This is a genomic window from Pedobacter sp. MC2016-15 (assembly GCF_026239695.1).
GTDB lineage: Bacteria > Bacteroidota > Bacteroidia > Sphingobacteriales > Sphingobacteriaceae > Pedobacter.
The window spans coordinates 659,695-676,838 of record NZ_JAPIVS010000003.1 but is presented as its reverse complement, the minus strand read 5'-3'; the positions used below and the strand labels follow the sequence as shown (position 1 = coordinate 676,838).

Here is a 17,144-nt window from a genome sequence, read left to right as displayed (position 1 = left end):
TTTTGTTATTATTTCTTCCTGGTTTTACGACGCTGGTCGAGTTTCTCTTCCTGAAGATCATCTGCAGCATCAATAGAGTGTGAGTTGTGAATATCTTCGTCTTCCTCAGAAATATCGGAAAGGCGCTGATAATATTTATGCAGCACATCCAGCTCTGCCTCTGAAAGGTCTTCAATATCTACCATACGGTTGCTCGCATGCCTGCTGGCTGCAATCAGTTCATTAAGTTTAAGCTGTATGGCCTTGGAATCTTTATTCTGTGATTTTTGAATCAGAAACACCATCAGGAAAGTGATGATCGTTGTTCCGGTATTGATGACTAACTGCCAGGTATCCGAATACTTAAAAATCGGGCCGGTGATCCCCCAGATGATAATTACGGCAAATGCTGTACCGAATGCCGCTGAACTTCCTGTCCAGTAGGTGATCTTTGTAGACATCGATTCAAAAAACGAATCTTTTTTCTTTTCCATAAATTGTTCAGACTTGTTGAGGCTATAACAACCACAAGCACTATCTGTTTGAGACAAATAATCATTATGTTTACAGGCATAATGTGCTTACGATGAACTATACATTAAGAAACATATCGATTTTGCTGTTGGTATTGGTAAATGCGGGATGCGATCAGATCTCCAAGCATGTTGCCCGTCAGAACATCGGGTCTTATGAGAGTATTGATGTGATTGGAAAATACCTGATATTGATGAAAACAGAAAACTCCGGTGCTTTTCTGAGTACCGGTGATTCCATGGCAGGGCCTCTTAAATTCTTTCTGTTATCACTGTTCCCGCTGCTGCTGATGTGCTACGGGATTTATTATTTGTTATCTAATCATCAGTTGCCAAGACTCCTGGTGCTGGGCATGAGCTTTGTGATCGGCGGCGGACTGGGAAATCTTTACGACAGGCTGCTGTATGGTTCAGTGACCGACTTTCTGCATATCGATCTCTATGCCTTTAAAACCGGAATTTTCAATTTTGCAGATGTTTCTATCATGGTGGGTATGATCATGATCATTATTAATCTTTATTTCAAACGCAGCACAATTACAGCATAAGATGAAATCATTTCAATTCACTTTCCTGCTCCTGATGATTGCTTTTACAGCATCAGCCCAGAGCAGTTATGTTCAGTTCTCAACCAGCAAAGGCAATATCGTCGTGATGTTGTATGATCAGACACCGCTGCACCGCGACAATTTTCTGAAACAAATTAAAAACGGCACTTTCAAGGATCAGGAATTTAACAGGGTAATCAAAGGATTTGTGAGTCAGGGCGGGGAACTGGACGAAACCATCCTGAACCGCGAAAAGCTTCATCCTGAGGCTCCTTTGCAGCGTGTAGCGGCAGAGATCATGCCTGGTTTATACCATAAAAAAGGCGCGTTGGGAGCGGGCCGTAATGATAATCCCGAAAAAAGCTCTTATCTCGATCAGATCTATTTTGTTGAGGGAAAAAAGTACAGTGATACAGCGCTTGAACAGATGGAAAAGAAAACCGGCCATTCTTTCAGTGCCGCAGAGCGCTCAACCTACAAAACCATAGGGGGTACTCCTCAACTCGATGGCGATTATACCATATTTGGTGAAATTGTAAAAGGCCTTCAGGTGGCAGAAAGTATAAACAGTGTCGCTACAAATGCCAGCGACCGCCCTGTCAGCAAACAAGTTTTTAAGTTGCACATCCTTACAAAAGACGAGATCAGTAAGTTAAGGAAGTAAAATCTTTGACAGCTCTGCCTTTTCTTCCTCATCCATTTCCACAATATTTCCAAGGACTGCTGCCAGTTGCTCCCTCTGGTCTGAAGCTAGAATCGTCTGCAGTAATGACACAATGGTTTTCTTCTGGTCGATACTCAGGTTACTGAAAATCTTGGGCTGGATTTCATAAATGGTCCTGATCAGATCAGAAAGATCATGACTACTGGTTTCTTCCTTTTTGGAGATCACCCCCTCCCGCTCATACCGCTCCAGCAATCTCGATGAATATTCCTTGAGAAATTTCTTTCTCTTATCCCTGAGCAATTCATTCAGCTTCTTCAGCAGGAACTTGAATTCAGGAGAAGTCTTGGAGCGCTGGTAGATCTTTACCTGGGTGTCAAATTCTGAACCACTGAAGTCAAAGTCCGTAAAAAATTCACTCTGTACATATACGCTGTGAAAATATTCATCCGCCTTTTTGTTCAGCGTAGTATACTCCTTGTACATTTCTTCATTTTTCTCATTGATGAAATATACTTTTGAAAGCTCCTTATGGAGAGACTCTTTCCACTGCACAAACTTCAGTTTAAATACAGTATCGCTATCTTCATACCTGATCAGGAAATTTTCCTCATAGTCCTGAATGTAATCTGTATAATCAAGCAGCTCACCATTGATGAGAATCTGATAGCCACTTTCCTTATTAAGTTCCAGAAACCAGCAGAATTCAGCCTTCAGGTAAGGGATGATTTCCTGCTCCAGGTCTTCTGAAGAAATCTTCATGTTTGAAAAGATCACCCTCGTACCAGACTTTTCATTTAATGGAATATCCAGCAGACTTGCCTGATAGTTATTCAATGCATGCATACCGATGCTGATCCTTCCGCTATGCAGTGCTCCATGATGCAGGAAGGTAGTCTGCCACTCGGCATCATTTGCAAACTTGAAAAATGTTAAACGCCCTACGCCATTTTTTCCATGCATGACCGACCTGTTTTTATTCATCGGCAGCTGCAGGGCTTTCTCCGACTCAAAAAATGGAGCAAACTTTATACTGAGGTTATCAAAATTGATCCCATGGCCATCGTCAGAAATTTCCAGCCCATCCAGAAAGCCCAGTTCATTTGCAGCATAATTGATTTCTACTGTCCCGGCATTGGCATCAAAACCATTCCAGATATATTCTGCAAGCGCTTGCTTTTCATTGTAATTACGCAGTACTTTCTGAATACCATTGGAAGTGATGTTAACGTTGTTAGCCATAAAAAGGGATAAGAAATCATTATAAAAATAATAAATAATTTGAACAAATGTCCCGTTTTTTGATTCTCCGAAACAATTTCCCGGCAGCGAGGTTATCTTCAGTTAAAACGCAGATATAATACTATGGCAACTTTAAATGTACAACCAAAAAGTAAAAGCCTCTGGTGGCTATGGCTGATCATCATCCTGGTGGGTATGGCAATCGTTTATTTTGCAATCCACAAAGATGATCACAAAACTTCGGATAAAATAGTTACTGATTCAACAGCAATTACACCTTAAAAACACGTCTTATGGCAACTGAAAATATAAATGAAAGCCGTCTTCTGGTAGAGCTGGATGGCAGCGATTATGAAATAGCTGAAGGGGAACCTGATGTACAGGGATGGCATATTAAAGATACCCAGGGAGCGAGAATAGGAAAAGTGCATGACCTTCTTTTTAATCCCTCCACGCAGAAGGTAAGGTACCTGATTGCCGATCTGGAGGCAAAGGTTTTTGGTGTGGAAAACAGAAAAGTTCTGATACCGATAGGACTTGCTGAACTGCACCTGAGTGACGACGAAGTATATTTACCAGCGATCACTATTGCACAGCTTGCAGCAGCGCCGGATTACATCAGGGAGTTGTTCAAGCCTGAGGATGAAATCAGGGTACGTAACGCATTTATAGATGATATCGATATAGAGCAGACCTGGGATGAACAGACATTCTATGAGCATGACCATTATAACCAGCGTAACTTCTATGGGAGACGTTTCAACAACAGGGATGAAATATAATTTGAAATAATTTGGGCTCAGAGATAATAAAGCAGATTTTTGAGCGTCTGTATATATGAGAGCGTTAATTTAGATAGCGGGGATATGTCGGAGGATATATCTCCGCTTCTTTTTTGCTATCTGCCACCAGCTCTCCAAAAAACGAAAAGTACAGCAGATCCTAAGTATTAACCAACCTACCATCCGGATCCGCTGTACCTCCCTGCAATTTAATCCGGGGGTTCCTTGATATATCGGTTTGAATGAATGAGGATCACTTGCATATCTTTTGAACGCTAAGAGGTTCTTTATAATACAGTGTGATAAACCGGTTAATCTCCTATGCGAATCAAAAAAAAAGACACATAATCATGTATATATGTGTCTTGGTGCAAATTTTCAGTCAGCCTTTAAGGGCTAAGTTCTATTCCACGAAACTGTCCTTACTGAGCAGCTCTTTAATTTGCTCTACTTCTTTTGAAAGAGTTTCGATAATTACATTGACCAGAACTGGCTCAGTTGTTAATTGGCTATCTGTATTTTCTGCCGCTTTATTTTCCATGATTTTAAATTATTTTATCATTTAATTTGCCCGACTTATAATTTGATATTACTAATATAGCAAAACAGCGCCGGATCGCGTTCTTTTTTTTTACACACTCCGATAGCCAAAAGAGCAGATATTAATCACAGAGAAATTATGAAATTTCAGGAAGTGTATTTTTGTATATAAAAGGGACTTTTGCCTTGTAACCAGACAGTAAACTGTTCCAATTCTGAGGAAACGCAATGTGGAAAATTAAATAATTACTAATTTTTTTAACAGTACTCTGAAAGTAACATTCGGAAATGAGAATATTAAATGCTTTTAGCAAAACATGTACGAAGAAAGATAAATGATCAGTATAGATGGTATTTTTTTCCTTGAGAAAAAGAATCCGGGATGTCAGGATCTGATGAAAAAAAAGGGCAAAACAAAGCCGGGCATTGTTCAGTCTACCCGGCTCCATGCATCAATCGTATAGAATTAATGTAGTCATGAGGACTAACCAAATATATTAATAATTCAGAAGTAAACAAAAAAAAATAATTATAATCACTTAATGATCAGACTACTATAAAAAATCTTTGAAATTAAGACAGGAACGCAGATTACTGAAAGTTTTAATAATAAAAATTATCATTTTCATTATTAAAACTGGTCACTCAGTTCACCCTGCTGTGAAGAAGCTGCCCTGTTATGGTCAGGTACAGGTATGGAAACCATAAAGCTTGTCCCCTCGCCCGGAGTACTGATGAAGCTGATGGTACCACCCTGCAATTCAATAAATTCTTTGCACAGGATCAGACCCAGTCCTACGCCTTTTTCGTTGTTGGTACCAAATGTAGATTTAGCCTTTAAAGAAAATACATCTTTCTGATTCTCCTCGCTGATCCCGGCACCCGAGTCAACAATGGTGATCGTACAATCCGTACCTGCAGCAGCAGCTACCAATATATTTCCCCCCGCCGGGGTAAACTTAATCGCATTACTGATCAGGTTACGGATCACTAGTAACAGCATATCTGCATCAGCCATCACGTATATACCTTCACTGATTTCGCAGGATAAACTGATACCTTTTTCCTGCGCAATACTGCTTTCCACAGTCAGCATATCCCTCAGCGTCTTCAGCAGGTTCAGATACCGGATATTGATCCTTACCCCTTCCAGTTGCGACTTAGACCAGGATAGCAAATTTGCCATCATATTGGAAGTATTTTTCGTCAGCCCTAACAGTTTGAGCTCTATTTCCCTTTTTTCCTGCTCAGTCAGCGGATAGGCAGTAAGCAGCTCCAGGTAACTTTGTATTGAGGCCAGTGGGCTTCGCAGGTCATGTGCAACAATAGAAAAAAGCTTATTTTTTTCCCCGTTCAAAGATTCCAGCTGGATATTTTTCAGTTCGATGTCCAAAGCCCTGTTCAAGGCAGATTCCCTTTCCTGCTGGTAGTTCTGCCGCATATATTGCAGGGAGAAAAAGATGGACACCACAACCACCAGATATGCCGAAACATTATCTGTAAAGCGGCTTGCCAGTGTCGGATAAGTTGTGGGTACTAAAGCAGGCTGATAATACTGTATGATACAGGCTCCGCTAACTGTGAGCACGTTGACCAGGAGCCATGCCCATTGCTGCTTCCTGGGCGCTGTAGAACATAACAGGTAAAAGAATAAAGCAAAGAGAATCAGTGTTGGCCCGTCAATCCCGGAATTCAAAAAATAAACAAGAGTAAAGAATACATTCCCGAGGATTCCCAGCCCAATGATACTGAAAGTAAAATTTTTCTTTACACGTGAGATATAGTACAGCCCGGCAAAACCAATCAGGACAACAAAACTCGCCAGGGCTACTTTGGGCAGGCCAACAAAATAATTAAAGGGAACATTGTAAGCCAGCGCAAAAAAACCAACGATACATATGCAATGATAGATACGCGCTTCCAATGAGAAAGTCGCATCACTTCCGGTAAGTTTAACCTGAAGTCGTTTTAGCATAGAGATAATATACATGAACCTGGCTATTCCTCAAATATAGCCATTTTAAGCACATATTAGCGCTTTAAGCATCCCAAAAGGATGATGAAAAAAAATAATAAAATAGTTCCCACAAAATAAAATCGCTATTTTTGATTTGCAGGTGAAAAAATTTCAATATTACGCAATCCTAAAGCAGCTTCTACGCTGGACTATCCTTGTCTTTCCTACTGCAGTGATTACAGGCAGTGTTATCGCTTTGTTTTTATGGTTATTAAATCTGGCCATTCACTACAGGTTTGCACACCAATGGTTACTTTTCCTGTTGCCCCTGGCCGGAGTAGCCATTTATTTCATTTACTACTACCTGGGTAAAAACACTGAAAAAGGCAATAACCTGATCATTGAAGAAATTAGCCAGTCTGGTGCGGGCATTCCCAAAAGGATGGCCCCGGTGATCCTGGTCACCACCGTGATCACACATCTTTTTGGTGGATCTGCCGGCCGCGAAGGCACCGCCGTACAAATTGGCGGCAGTATTGCCGGGATGCTGGGCCGCTGGTTCAGATTAAATGAAATGGATACAAAGGTGATGCTCACTGCGGGAGTTGCTGCAGGCTTCGGAGCTGTATTTGGGACACCACTTACGGGAGCCATTTTTGCCCTGGAAGTCATTGCTATCGGCCGTATCCAATATCATGCACTATTCCCTGCACTCGTGGCCAGTGTTATCGCTGATATGACAGTAGCTGCCTGGGGTGTTCATCATACTCCCTACCGTATCGACATTGTTCCTCATACTGCTTATTTCCTGTCTGACTGGCTGCCGATGGACCTTCTCCTTATTTTCAAGGTGATTGTTGCTGCCATTGCCTTTGGCTTATCCAGTTACCTCTTTTCAGGAATGGTACACGAAATCAAAGGCCTGTTTTCAAAAAACGTAGCCATCAAATGGCTGATCCCATTCCTCGGAGGGGTAATCATTATTGGACTTACCTATGTCAACGGTAAACAGGATTATCTCAGTCTTGGTGTAGACCCACAATATCCTGCTGCGATCACGATTCCATCAGCCTTTCAGGCTGGCGGTGCCGATACCTGGAGCTGGTTATGGAAAACCATCTATACGACGATTACCCTGGGTTCAGGATTTAAAGGCGGAGAGGTAACTCCGCTATTTTATATCGGTGCTACACTTGGCAATACCATGGCTGAGCTACTCAATGCACCACTGAGCCTGTTTGCAGCCTTAGGTTTTATCGCAGTGTTTGCCGGTGCTACCAATACGCCGCTGGCATGTACCATGATGGGTATCGAACTATTCGGAGGAGAATATGCATTGCTCTTTGCTATCGCCTGTTTTACCGCTTACTTTTTTAGCGGTCACAGAGGGATATACTCCGCACAGTCCCTGATCGTACCCAAATTTGAGGATCCTGATCCTACCAAAAATGCTGTTTAGATCCTGAAATTCATCGAAAAGAAGGGATACCATCCCTCGGGTGAATGTCCTGCCATCAGCTGTACAATCGTTAATCCCGCAGGTGAGAAGTAGAGTCCCCCGCCCTTACCCTGGTGCCATTTATCAGAATCTTCTCCCTTTTCCCAAACCCTGCCGGCATCGTAGAAACCTGACAGGCCAAGCTGTCCCGGAAGGATATAGCTTGCCACATTGAATAGTTTTACCCTTGCCTGCAGGTTGTTGTACACCATTTGTTCTCCTGCAAACCTATATTGCAGGTAACCCAGCAAATTGCCCTGCCCACCGAGAAACATCGATTGGTAAAAAGCCGCCTGACCAACTGTAACACCACCACCTATACGGTCTGAGATCACGATGGTACCTTTGGAGTTTAGCTTTTGGTAGAACGTAAATTCAGGACGGATCTGTAAGTAGGATTTAGAATAATGGTTGAGCCCTGTGTAACCCTGCATCGTAACATTCAGGTAATATCCTTCTGAAGGCAGGATATTGTTATTCCTGTGGTTGCTGTTGAAGTTCACCAGAAAACCCAGATGTGCCTTATCTCTGTTTACCGTGGCGCTGTCGTATGATTTGATTTGCGACTGCTGATTGATAAATCGTCCGTCATTATCATCAAAATTGAGGTGGTAAAACTGTAAGGACGGACCTGCACTCAGTGTATTTCCGTTCCCCACATGCCAGCGTAGCGCCGGATCCACTTGGTAGGTGTCAAACCTGGTACGGTAATACCTTCTGTAATTGTCCATTTTTACCAGCGGACTTTCATTGCCCCTGCCAAAAAAGTTCATGGTATTGTCGGGGGCTTGCGCAACAGCCTGCAGGGTAATATCAGCATTGCCGAGCGCCTGGATCCATTCCCCATTATACCTCACACGAAATGCGTCTGTGGCAAATGAATGGGTAACCATAATCTGCTGAGAGCTGGAATACGGAAGTTTACGGAAACCATCTTTTTTTACGAACCTCATTCCCAGACCAAGTAGAAAACCGTCGTCCCTGTTGAGGGCAGCAGTGGCCAGAGGGATCCATACATTATAGAGATTGGTAGGAATGAATTTGGTATTCAGCGTATCGTTGGAAAGGTGCGTATGTAATCTGCCTGTATTCCCTGTAAAACGGATGCTGTCCTTTTTGTCGTAGACCCTGATCTTGCGACCTGCCTGTTGTACATCATACAGCTTATTGCCCTGACCTCCTACTACTCTTAACTTAATGTCCTGCTCATTGGTGTTGATCAGCACCTGATCGTTACCCCCTGAAACATAAAGCCTGATTTCTTTGGTAATGTCAGGCTGATAGGTGATATCCATGATCTGGTCTTTCAGCTGACCTTCCTTATCAATTTTCTGGATGACCACACGGGTGCCGCGGTTTGGTGCATCAGTAATCGTTACCTTTTCATTTTTATCGCTTGTTTTAATGTCTACGATCCTGTTGATAAAACGGTAATATTCGTCCATTGCGGCAGGCATATTGTCCCGTCGCTGCCTGAGGGCAGTATACAGTTCATCATGGCGCATAAGATAAACCTCCTTTGGCAGGCGTTTTAGTCCCGATTCCAGTACTTCATCTGTTTCGGCTTTCACAAATTCGTTCACCACCTGCATGTATTCAGCATGGCTCAGTTGTGCATCCGGGAATCCTTTCATGAACCTGGTTTTAAACAGGGAATATTTTACGCCGGACAGCTCCGGTCCAAAGTCGCCAAACAGAGGGTTGATCCAGGGAAGAGCTGCAATGGAAGGAAACAACCCCTGGTTTACATGAAACACCTGATCGCGGTCGCGCGGAACGGCCACATATCTTTTACCCTTCCCATCTTTGGTATCCAGCCAGCGCCATTGGTCTTCATGCCTGTCCCAGTCGCCAATCAGCAGGTCCAGCAAACGTGCCCGTAAAAATTGTTTACCATCAAAATGATGATCATTGTCTTCATTCAGCTCTTTGATCATCTTGGGGGTATTGTCGGATTCCCCACCCGGTTCACGCTCTTCCAGCAGCACAACCATGCCCGAAAATTGCTTGTTAAATTCTCCCAGCGCCTCGTCAGGGGCAACTACCCCAATCACAGGGTTCGCATGCTCTACATTGGCCGCCGCCGCCAGTGGTGGCACGATCAGGGCAGAAAAAGGATGTTGTCCACTCATGGCATCATCTACCCAGTCGAGCGCAAAAGTTCCGCGAAGTCCTTCAGGAAGAAGTTTGTCCGGGGTCTTCTCTACACTGCGGATGACATATTCTTTTCCTTTGGCATCTGCCAGACGCAGAGATTTGGACTGCATGCCACCACCCTCTTTTACCGGAGATAAGCCGCCATATACTTTGGATATTTTGATCAGCGGTAAGCTCACCGGTGCCGCCCACTCCTTTCTGAAATTCGTGCCGAAAAACCACTTGTGAACGCCACCAACATCGGCATATGAAGGGTGGACTTTTACAACCACACTATCCGGAAAGTTTTGACGGGCGGATGACTTTGCCCTATCCGAATTTTGTGCCTGCACAGATCCAGCGAATGAGGTTAACAGCAATAAGAGAGGTAATCTTTTAGGCATGGCTTACAATTTTGGCATGAATTTAACTAAAATCACTCGAATACCACGGTTATGATATTCTTAAACCTAAATTACAGAAATATTTACTTTAAATTTATCAACATTATGTTAACTCAGTTTAGAAAAATATTTCATCACCACCGGAAAGAAGGGCTTTTGCTGAGCTTCACTGCTTTAGTTCTGGCAGTTTTCATGACCGGCTGTTCATCATCAGAAGAATCACAGTCAAACATTGTTAAAACTGATAAAGGATATATCCGGGGGATAAAAGAAAATAACAGTATTGTTTTTAAAGGGATACCCTATGCACATCAGCCTACCGGTAAACTGCGTTTCAAAGCACCGGTACCTGCGGAGCCCTGGAAAGATACTTTATCCTGCGAAAATTTCGGCAGCATTGCTGCACAATATAGTCATGATGAAAAAGCAGCCAAAGGCGATGAGAACTGTCTCAGTCTGAATCTGTATGCCCCGGATATCAAAAGATCAAAGCTTCCCGTTGTGGTTTGGGTACATGGTGGCGGCATGACAGCCGGAGCAGGCAAAAGTAAGGATGGCCACGCTTTTTCAGACCGCGACAGTATCATCAGTATCACGATCAATTACAGACTTGGTGTTTTTGGTTTCCTCTACCTCGGAGATCAGGATGCGGATTACCGCAGCTCGGGAAATAACGGCCTGCTCGACTGTATCATGGCGCTGCAGTGGATCAGGAACAATATCAGTGCTTTTGGTGGCGACCCCTCGCGGGTAACCGTCATGGGAGAATCCGCAGGCGCGAAACTGGTGAGCACACTGCTGACAGCTCCAAAGGCCAAAGGTTACTTTCGTCAGCTCATCCTGCAAAGCGGATCTGTGCACTGTATCAGGGATAGTATAACAGCAAAGAGCATCAGACAAAGGCTTCTGGACACCCTCGGACTCAAACGGCCTGCAGAACTGTTAACGCTGAGCACCGCAAAGCTGATCGAAGCGCAGGACAAAGTATGTGCTGGTGCCCGCGGAACAAATTATTTCGGACCTGTGCAGGATGGTGCAGTGATCACTGAAGATCCATACCGGTATGTTAAAGCGCATCCTGATCAGCAGATCAGACTTTTAATGGGCACCAACAGTGCCGAAAGTAAAATGTTCATGGATGCTGACCCAAGGCTTTTTAAGGCTGATGATCAGGCGCTGAAGGATTGGTTTGGCGACAACTACCCGTATCTTAAAACGGCCGACCGCAAGGCTCTGGCTAATCCAACCGGGCTCAGCTACGAAACTAATCTTTTCACGCAGTACATGTACCAGATGCATACCTACCGGCTGGCCAAAACTTTGACGGACAATAAAACCCCTCTCTGGATGTACAGATTTGACTATAGCAGGGATCACTCCGGAGCCAACCATGGTCAGGAACTGGAATACACCTGGTTTACAGGCAGCAATGAGGCTTTCAATGCCGAAGAGCTTGCCCTGGCAGAACAGATACACCAGACCTGGGTGAATTTTGTCAAAGGAAAAGACCTCTCCTGGCCTGTTTATACCAATGAAAAGAGAACCGTCCAGGTATTTGATCGTGTTTCAGCCCCTGAGGTTTTAAAACATGTATTTGACGACCCTCATTATCCAAGCGAGGCGCTGGTACTCCATTGATTACCTGCAATGTCCTTGGATGTTCAGGTAAAATTGTTAATTTCAGGCAGCTAAATCGGAAAACATGAGCAACACAACACGTAGAAAATTTATTGGAACAGCCGCCATTCTAACTGCAGCGACAGCAGCTTCGGCATTACCAGTCACGAATATGGAAACAAAATACCCCGTAGTACACCATGTGTTTTTCTGGTTGAAAAACCCGGGATCAGCAGAAGACCGTGCAAAACTTATTGCCGGCGTAAAAACGCTGTCTAAAATTGAAACTGTGCATGAATTACGTGTAGGCGTGGTTGCCAGTACAGAAAAGCGTGAGGTGGTAGATAACAGCTGGGCAGTGTCAGAACTGATTTTCTTTAAGGACCTTGAGGGACAAGCTACTTATCAGAACCACCCTATACATCTCGAATTTATCAAAAACTGCAGTCACCTTTGGGAAAAAGTGATCGTTTATGATGCAGTAGAAGCTTAACAGCTTCTACTGCATATTTTGGGCTTAGACAAATTTAAGCCATGAGCTTTGCTCAGTATATCCTTCAATAACCTGCACATTGTTCTCAAACTTGAAAGAACACATCAGCGCAGCAACTTCATGACGAACCGTATCAATACAGTTCTGCACCAGGTCATTCCTAAATCCTTTTTTACCAAGATCAAGCACATAACTTACACAGATGATCCTTGCGAGGATCTTGCCCAGATCCACCAGCTTACGCTGAGAAAGTGCCTGGCTGATTGTAAAACTCAGGTCGTCCTTAAAATGAAGACAAGCCTCTGAAGTCAGTGACAGCTCTTTAAGGAAATCAAACAGGTTCAACTGCTTTTGCTTTTTCATGCTGCGCGTAATCATTTCAGCAATCTGGGCATATAACATTTCGTTAGAGCCTTCAAAAATCTGGAATGGCCTGCTGTCCATAATACCGCGTCCGCCGATATGGCTGATCCTGTACCCATTCGCGCCCGACAGCTGTACCAGCAGCTGTGAACATTCCTGCATCAGGTCGGTCACCACAGCTTTCATCGTATTGGCTTCCATCCCTTCAGTAGCGAGGTTATGGGTAATTCCACTGATTTCACTGCTTTTAGCACACATAGCAGAGCAGATGGTGTAAGCCGACTGCATTCTTGAAATCGAGTATTGTACCTGGTCGATAGCCATCAGATTGCCATTTCCTACAATCCTGTTTGTACAATGTGCCATAGCTTCGTCAAGCATGCGCTTGATGAAACCCATACCCATCCCCGGGAACTGCATTCTGCTTCTGTGCAGAATATCCAGCATCATCTTGATTCCCGTAGTTTCCGGGTGTAATCTGTAGCTTGCAGGAACCTTCAGGTCCAGTTTATTCAGTCCGTAAGGAATCATATACAGACCTGCGTTGTCATAGAGTTCTTCTACAACAACTTTTTGTTCATTGATGGAGTTATCGCTGATGAAAAAGTCGATATCCCTGCCCAGTTCACCGTTGTCAAGTGTCTTACGTGCAGCAATGATCCAGAAATCGGCCAGACCGGTTAATCCCTGCCAGTGTTTGGTACCCTTGATGCGGTAGCCATCTGCTTCCTCCTGGTGCATGGTTTTCATGTTCAGTGCATCACTGCCATAATCAGGCTCAGTGATCATCAGTCCACCCATATTCTGATTTTCCAGAAAACGGCTGAAGATCCCTTGTTTCACGGAGTCATCAGCATACTTGGAAACAGGTTCCAGGAACAGTGCGATATTGATACCAAAGGTGAGCGACAAAGGGAGAGACTCATAAGATGCAGCAGCTAAAATACCCAGACATTCTTTCACTATACTGCCACGACCGCCGTATTCCTCAGGAATTGCTACAGAAAGTGGTCTTTCGGCCAGGATCTGATTTAATAGCTCAGGTGGAAGTCCACGGTTCAGACTCAGTTTATTGATGTCTTCTTTTTCGTGGAACAAGTACTTCAGTGTTTTTTCAAAGTCTTTAAGAAACTCCGAAAACTTAATGTCGGTCAATGTCATATATAGTGTGTTATCTTATTAGATCTGTTAGAGAACGAAATTCGAAGATAAATCAACCACCACAAGTATTATGTGATATCGATCATCTTTCTGAAACATTTTAAAATCTTTTAAGATATAGTGTTTAAAATCGTCACTCAGCTTAAGCCAAACAGCATGTAAAGTACGTAAGGTACTATAAATATTGCAAAGTTATTATTTATAATCATACTAAATAGCAAAATCTCACTATTTTGAGCAAATAACAAGGTTTTTGTGCATTTGATATTTAAAAGGTAACAGAATGTTATCTTTGCAAAAAATATAATATGCTGGATATTGTCTATCAGGACGACTACTTAATTGCGATCAATAAACCCCATGGTCTGCTGGTCCACCGCTCTTCGATTGCAAGTGATGCCAAGGAATTTGCGCTGCAGATGCTGAGAGATCAGATCAACCGCTATGTAAGTCCGGTACACCGCCTCGACAGAAAAACTGGTGGCTTGCTCCTTTTTACTTTTGAAAAAGAGGTTGAAATCGCGATGCATAAACAATTCCAGGAAGGTCTCGTTCAAAAGAAATACAAAGCGATTGTGAGGGGATTTTCACCGGAAAGTATGGATATAGACTATCCGCTGGTGAAGGAAAACGGCATGATCCAGGATGCATTTACTTCTTTTATCACTTTAAAACAGGCAGAGCTGGATATTCCTCTGGGAAAACATCCTACATCGAGATATTCTCTGGTCGAGGCCTCTCCTACCACAGGCAGGATGCACCAGCTGAGAAAACACTTTGCACATATTTTTTATCCGATCATTGGCGACAGGAAACATGGCTGTAACAAGCAGAACAGGTTTTTCAAGGAGCAATGGGATATGACCACGATGTTGCTGCACGCTTCTGAATTGTCTTTTGTTCATCCGGTCACTAAGACACCGCTACACCTGAAAGCAACGCTGCATGATGAGTTTAAAAGGGTAATGGAACTGATGAACTGGGAACTGTCAGAAAAAGACTGATTGCCTGCTTAGTTAGATTGATCATTATTCCGGATCTCCCGCTGATTTTTCCTGATCTTTCCTTTTAGTTCACCAAAATTATAGTTGATGCTCAGCCGGTAACTGTTAAAATAATTCTGAACGACACTGGTCTGAGAGAAGTTTACAGCGTTAGTAAAAGTCTTTGCATCCCTGTACTTTACAAATAAATTGCTGGCAACTGCAGCTACCGATAGTTTATCCTTTAGGATCTCCTTATTGATGCTCAAGGCTGTACTAATCATTCCATTTGTAGTGCCCTGAAAACCTGTTGGATTACGACTCTGTATGTTCAGGTTTCCATTCAATCGCCAGCCCTGATTAAAATCATAACCACTTGATAGATTGACACTGCTGGTCAGTAACTTTTTTTCAACAAAGCCACCATCAGCCTCCCCGGCAATATAAAAATAGATGAGGTTAACGTTCAAACTGGCATTCCACTTCCTTGTGATAGATCGGCTGACATTGATAAACGCGCTCAATCCGTCAATTCTTCCAGTATTCTGATAGGATGTACGTGTAATTTGTGTGACCGGGTCAAAAGTAGCCACAGCGAGGTCTGCATTGCTTAGGAATGAATAATCCAGGCCAATAGTAATGGAAGTTTTACCAGCAATGTGATAACCTGCCTGTATATCATTCACCAGCACGGCTTCCAGATTTGGGTTTCCGGTTGTTTCAAAATTAGGGTTACTCCTGTTAACAAATGGGTTCAGCCTGTTGATCCCCGGACGCTTGATACGCTGTGTAAATCCAAAGTTTAAACTGTTTCCACTGGGAAAATTCTTATTGGCACTCAAAGCCGGGATCAACCGGAGATAGCGCTGTGCAACCTCTGATGCATTACTCACAAACTGAGCATCAACCACCGTCTGTTCAATCCTGAGTCCTGCCTGAAAGCTCCAGCTTTTAATATTTAGCGCGTATGAGTTATACGCACTGAATACTTTTTGGGAATAATTAAATAAGTCCGACTGATCTGGCTGAAATTCAAAATTGTCATTTCCGATTCTATCTGACAGATATTGAAAATTACTACTCTGATCCCTGAGTATAGCCTTAATGCCACTTTCGATATTGAATTTGCCGGTAGGGTAAACATAATCAATCTGCATGGTCTGTTCAGAAAATCGTACTTTGTTGCGCTGCTGGTAATCAGGCAGCTGATAATTGACCGGGTTTGAGACCAGCACCTGATTGAACTGATTCCTGTTGTTGGTTGAATGCTGATAAGAGAAAGTTAACAACCTGCGTTTATCAGCGCTGAAACCCAGCTGATAATTGAGTGAAAGATCATTTACCTTTGTGCTGGCCCTGCCACTGTTGTCCAGCCCGTATTGTTGCAATCCAGTTGACGATTGATCCACCATAAACTGTTGCCGGCCACTTTCATCAGCATGGTTTCCGTAGAAGTTAAACTGCCCGGACAGGAGGTTCAATGAATCAATTTCATAACTGATCTCAGTACCAAAATAGCCGTTATTGTTCTGACTTTTTAGTTTTCCGGTTTGAGTTAACAGGCCGGAAGATGCTCCTGTTGTTGATCTTACCGTACTATTACCCGTTTCTGGTACATCGTTCCAGCCCGCTCCTCCAAAAGCAGAAACCCCCAGTTTTCCCTGCTTCAAAGTCAATGAACCTCCACCACTAGGTCCGGCGGCAGGAAATTGCTGGTACATATTCAGGTTACCATTGTATCCGTTTTCAGTCTTTTTCAATGTGATAATATTAATGATGCCGGCCAGGCCTTCGGCATCATATTTAGATGGAGGGATGGTGATCACTTCGATACTTTGAATTGTATTCGCAGGCATAGTTTTTAGCAGGTCGCTCAGGTTGCTTTCCAAAATAACTGAGGGCTTGCCATTCAAAAGCACCTTAAAATTAGAATTGCCCTTCAGCAATACCCGATCAGCTGCATCTACTGTGAGGTAAGGAACCTTTTTCATCATATTTAAAAGAGAACTTCCTTTACTTTCTGGATCTGCCTGCAGATTATAAATGATACGGTCAGGTTTCTGTTTGATTAATGCTTTTCTTGCTGTCACTTCCACTTCATTAAGCTTCTGTACAGAATCTTGTTTGGACTGTTCCTGTGCGGACAAGGAAAGACAATTGAAGTAAAGGCATAGTACAATGATAGAAGTGAGTTTTTTCATAATTATTGAGAGTAAACGATGAACTGCTAAGAAAAAAAAGACA

The 17,144-nt window shown here is 43.2% G+C and carries 15 protein-coding genes; 8 read left to right on the top strand and 7 right to left on the bottom strand.

From position 1 onward, the window contains the following. Positions 1 to 8 precede the first annotated feature (8 nt). Positions 9 to 473: a low affinity iron permease family protein gene (locus tag OQY15_RS11895; RefSeq protein ID WP_265791936.1), complete on the bottom strand. Its 465-nt coding sequence runs from the start codon at positions 471 to 473 to the stop codon at positions 9 to 11. Between the two features lie 92 nt (positions 474 to 565). Between OQY15_RS11895 and lspA the strand changes: the two genes are divergently transcribed. Both lspA and OQY15_RS11885 read left to right on the top strand, forming a co-directional pair. Then, complete coding sequence (gene lspA / locus OQY15_RS11890) at positions 566 to 1,060, top strand: signal peptidase II (RefSeq protein ID WP_265791934.1); 495 nt, start codon at positions 566 to 568, stop codon at positions 1,058 to 1,060. 1 nt (position 1,061) lies between these two features. Further along, on the top strand, positions 1,062 to 1,724 hold the full coding sequence (locus tag OQY15_RS11885) for a peptidylprolyl isomerase (protein ID WP_265791932.1): 663 nt from the start codon (positions 1,062 to 1,064) through the stop codon (positions 1,722 to 1,724). Here OQY15_RS11885 and OQY15_RS11880 read toward each other — a convergent pair. Continuing rightward, positions 1,713 to 2,966 carry an ATP-binding protein gene (locus OQY15_RS11880; RefSeq protein ID WP_265791930.1) on the bottom strand — a complete coding sequence of 418 codons (1,254 nt, stop codon included), beginning with the start codon at positions 2,964 to 2,966 and terminating at the stop codon, positions 1,713 to 1,715. The genes OQY15_RS11885 and OQY15_RS11880 overlap by 12 nt on opposite strands. A 123-nt stretch (positions 2,967 to 3,089) precedes the next feature. Between OQY15_RS11880 and OQY15_RS11875 the strand changes: the two genes are divergently transcribed. Both OQY15_RS11875 and OQY15_RS11870 read left to right on the top strand, forming a co-directional pair. Continuing rightward, on the top strand, positions 3,090 to 3,248 hold the full coding sequence (locus OQY15_RS11875; RefSeq protein WP_265791928.1) for a hypothetical protein: 159 nt from the start codon (positions 3,090 to 3,092) through the stop codon (positions 3,246 to 3,248). Positions 3,249 to 3,259: 11 nt separating this feature from the next. Further along, positions 3,260 to 3,748: a PRC-barrel domain-containing protein gene (locus tag OQY15_RS11870; RefSeq protein ID WP_265791926.1), complete on the top strand. Its 489-nt coding sequence runs from the start codon at positions 3,260 to 3,262 to the stop codon at positions 3,746 to 3,748. A 403-nt stretch (positions 3,749 to 4,151) separates the two neighbouring features. Here the strand turns inward: OQY15_RS11870 and OQY15_RS11865 are convergent, their stop codons facing one another. Together OQY15_RS11865 and OQY15_RS11860 are read right to left on the bottom strand one after the other, a co-directional pair. Beyond that, a complete protein-coding gene (locus tag OQY15_RS11865; RefSeq protein ID WP_265791924.1) occupies positions 4,152 to 4,289 on the bottom strand; it encodes a hypothetical protein in 138 nt (45 codons plus the stop codon). A 630-nt stretch (positions 4,290 to 4,919) separates the two neighbouring features. Next, a complete protein-coding gene (locus OQY15_RS11860; protein ID WP_265791922.1) occupies positions 4,920 to 6,263 on the bottom strand; it encodes a HAMP domain-containing sensor histidine kinase in 1,344 nt (447 codons plus the stop codon). 142 nt (positions 6,264 to 6,405) lie between these two features. Between OQY15_RS11860 and OQY15_RS11855 the strand changes: the two genes are divergently transcribed. Then, positions 6,406 to 7,704 (top strand): voltage-gated chloride channel family protein, encoded by a 1,299-nt coding sequence (locus tag OQY15_RS11855; protein WP_265791920.1) that lies wholly within the window; start codon positions 6,406 to 6,408, stop codon positions 7,702 to 7,704. Here the strand turns inward: OQY15_RS11855 and OQY15_RS11850 are convergent. Then, positions 7,701 to 10,283, bottom strand: a complete 2,583-nt coding sequence (locus tag OQY15_RS11850; protein WP_265791915.1) for a BamA/TamA family outer membrane protein — start codon at positions 10,281 to 10,283, stop codon at positions 7,701 to 7,703. The genes OQY15_RS11855 and OQY15_RS11850 overlap by 4 nt on opposite strands. A 105-nt stretch (positions 10,284 to 10,388) precedes the next feature. Between OQY15_RS11850 and OQY15_RS11845 the strand changes: the two genes are divergently transcribed. Next, positions 10,389 to 11,921: a carboxylesterase family protein gene (locus tag OQY15_RS11845; protein WP_265791909.1), complete on the top strand. Its 1,533-nt coding sequence runs from the start codon at positions 10,389 to 10,391 to the stop codon at positions 11,919 to 11,921. A gap of 64 nt (positions 11,922 to 11,985) precedes the next feature. Beyond that, positions 11,986 to 12,393 carry a Dabb family protein gene (locus OQY15_RS11840; protein ID WP_265791907.1) on the top strand — a complete coding sequence of 136 codons (408 nt, stop codon included), beginning with the start codon at positions 11,986 to 11,988 and terminating at the stop codon, positions 12,391 to 12,393. Between the two features lie 24 nt (positions 12,394 to 12,417). On the opposite strand, the gene OQY15_RS11835 is transcribed toward OQY15_RS11840, so the two are convergent. Then, on the bottom strand, positions 12,418 to 13,917 hold the full coding sequence (locus tag OQY15_RS11835; RefSeq protein ID WP_265791905.1) for an acyl-CoA dehydrogenase family protein: 1,500 nt from the start codon (positions 13,915 to 13,917) through the stop codon (positions 12,418 to 12,420). A gap of 308 nt (positions 13,918 to 14,225) precedes the next feature. Here OQY15_RS11835 and OQY15_RS11830 point away from each other — a divergent pair, with 308 nt between their 5' ends. Next, positions 14,226 to 14,921, top strand: a complete 696-nt coding sequence (locus OQY15_RS11830; RefSeq protein WP_265791903.1) for a pseudouridine synthase — start codon at positions 14,226 to 14,228, stop codon at positions 14,919 to 14,921. A gap of 8 nt (positions 14,922 to 14,929) precedes the next feature. On the opposite strand, the gene OQY15_RS11825 is transcribed toward OQY15_RS11830, so the two are convergent. After that, on the bottom strand, positions 14,930 to 17,101 hold the full coding sequence (locus OQY15_RS11825) for an outer membrane beta-barrel protein (protein WP_265791901.1): 2,172 nt from the start codon (positions 17,099 to 17,101) through the stop codon (positions 14,930 to 14,932). Between the last annotated feature and the right edge of the window lie 43 nt (positions 17,102 to 17,144).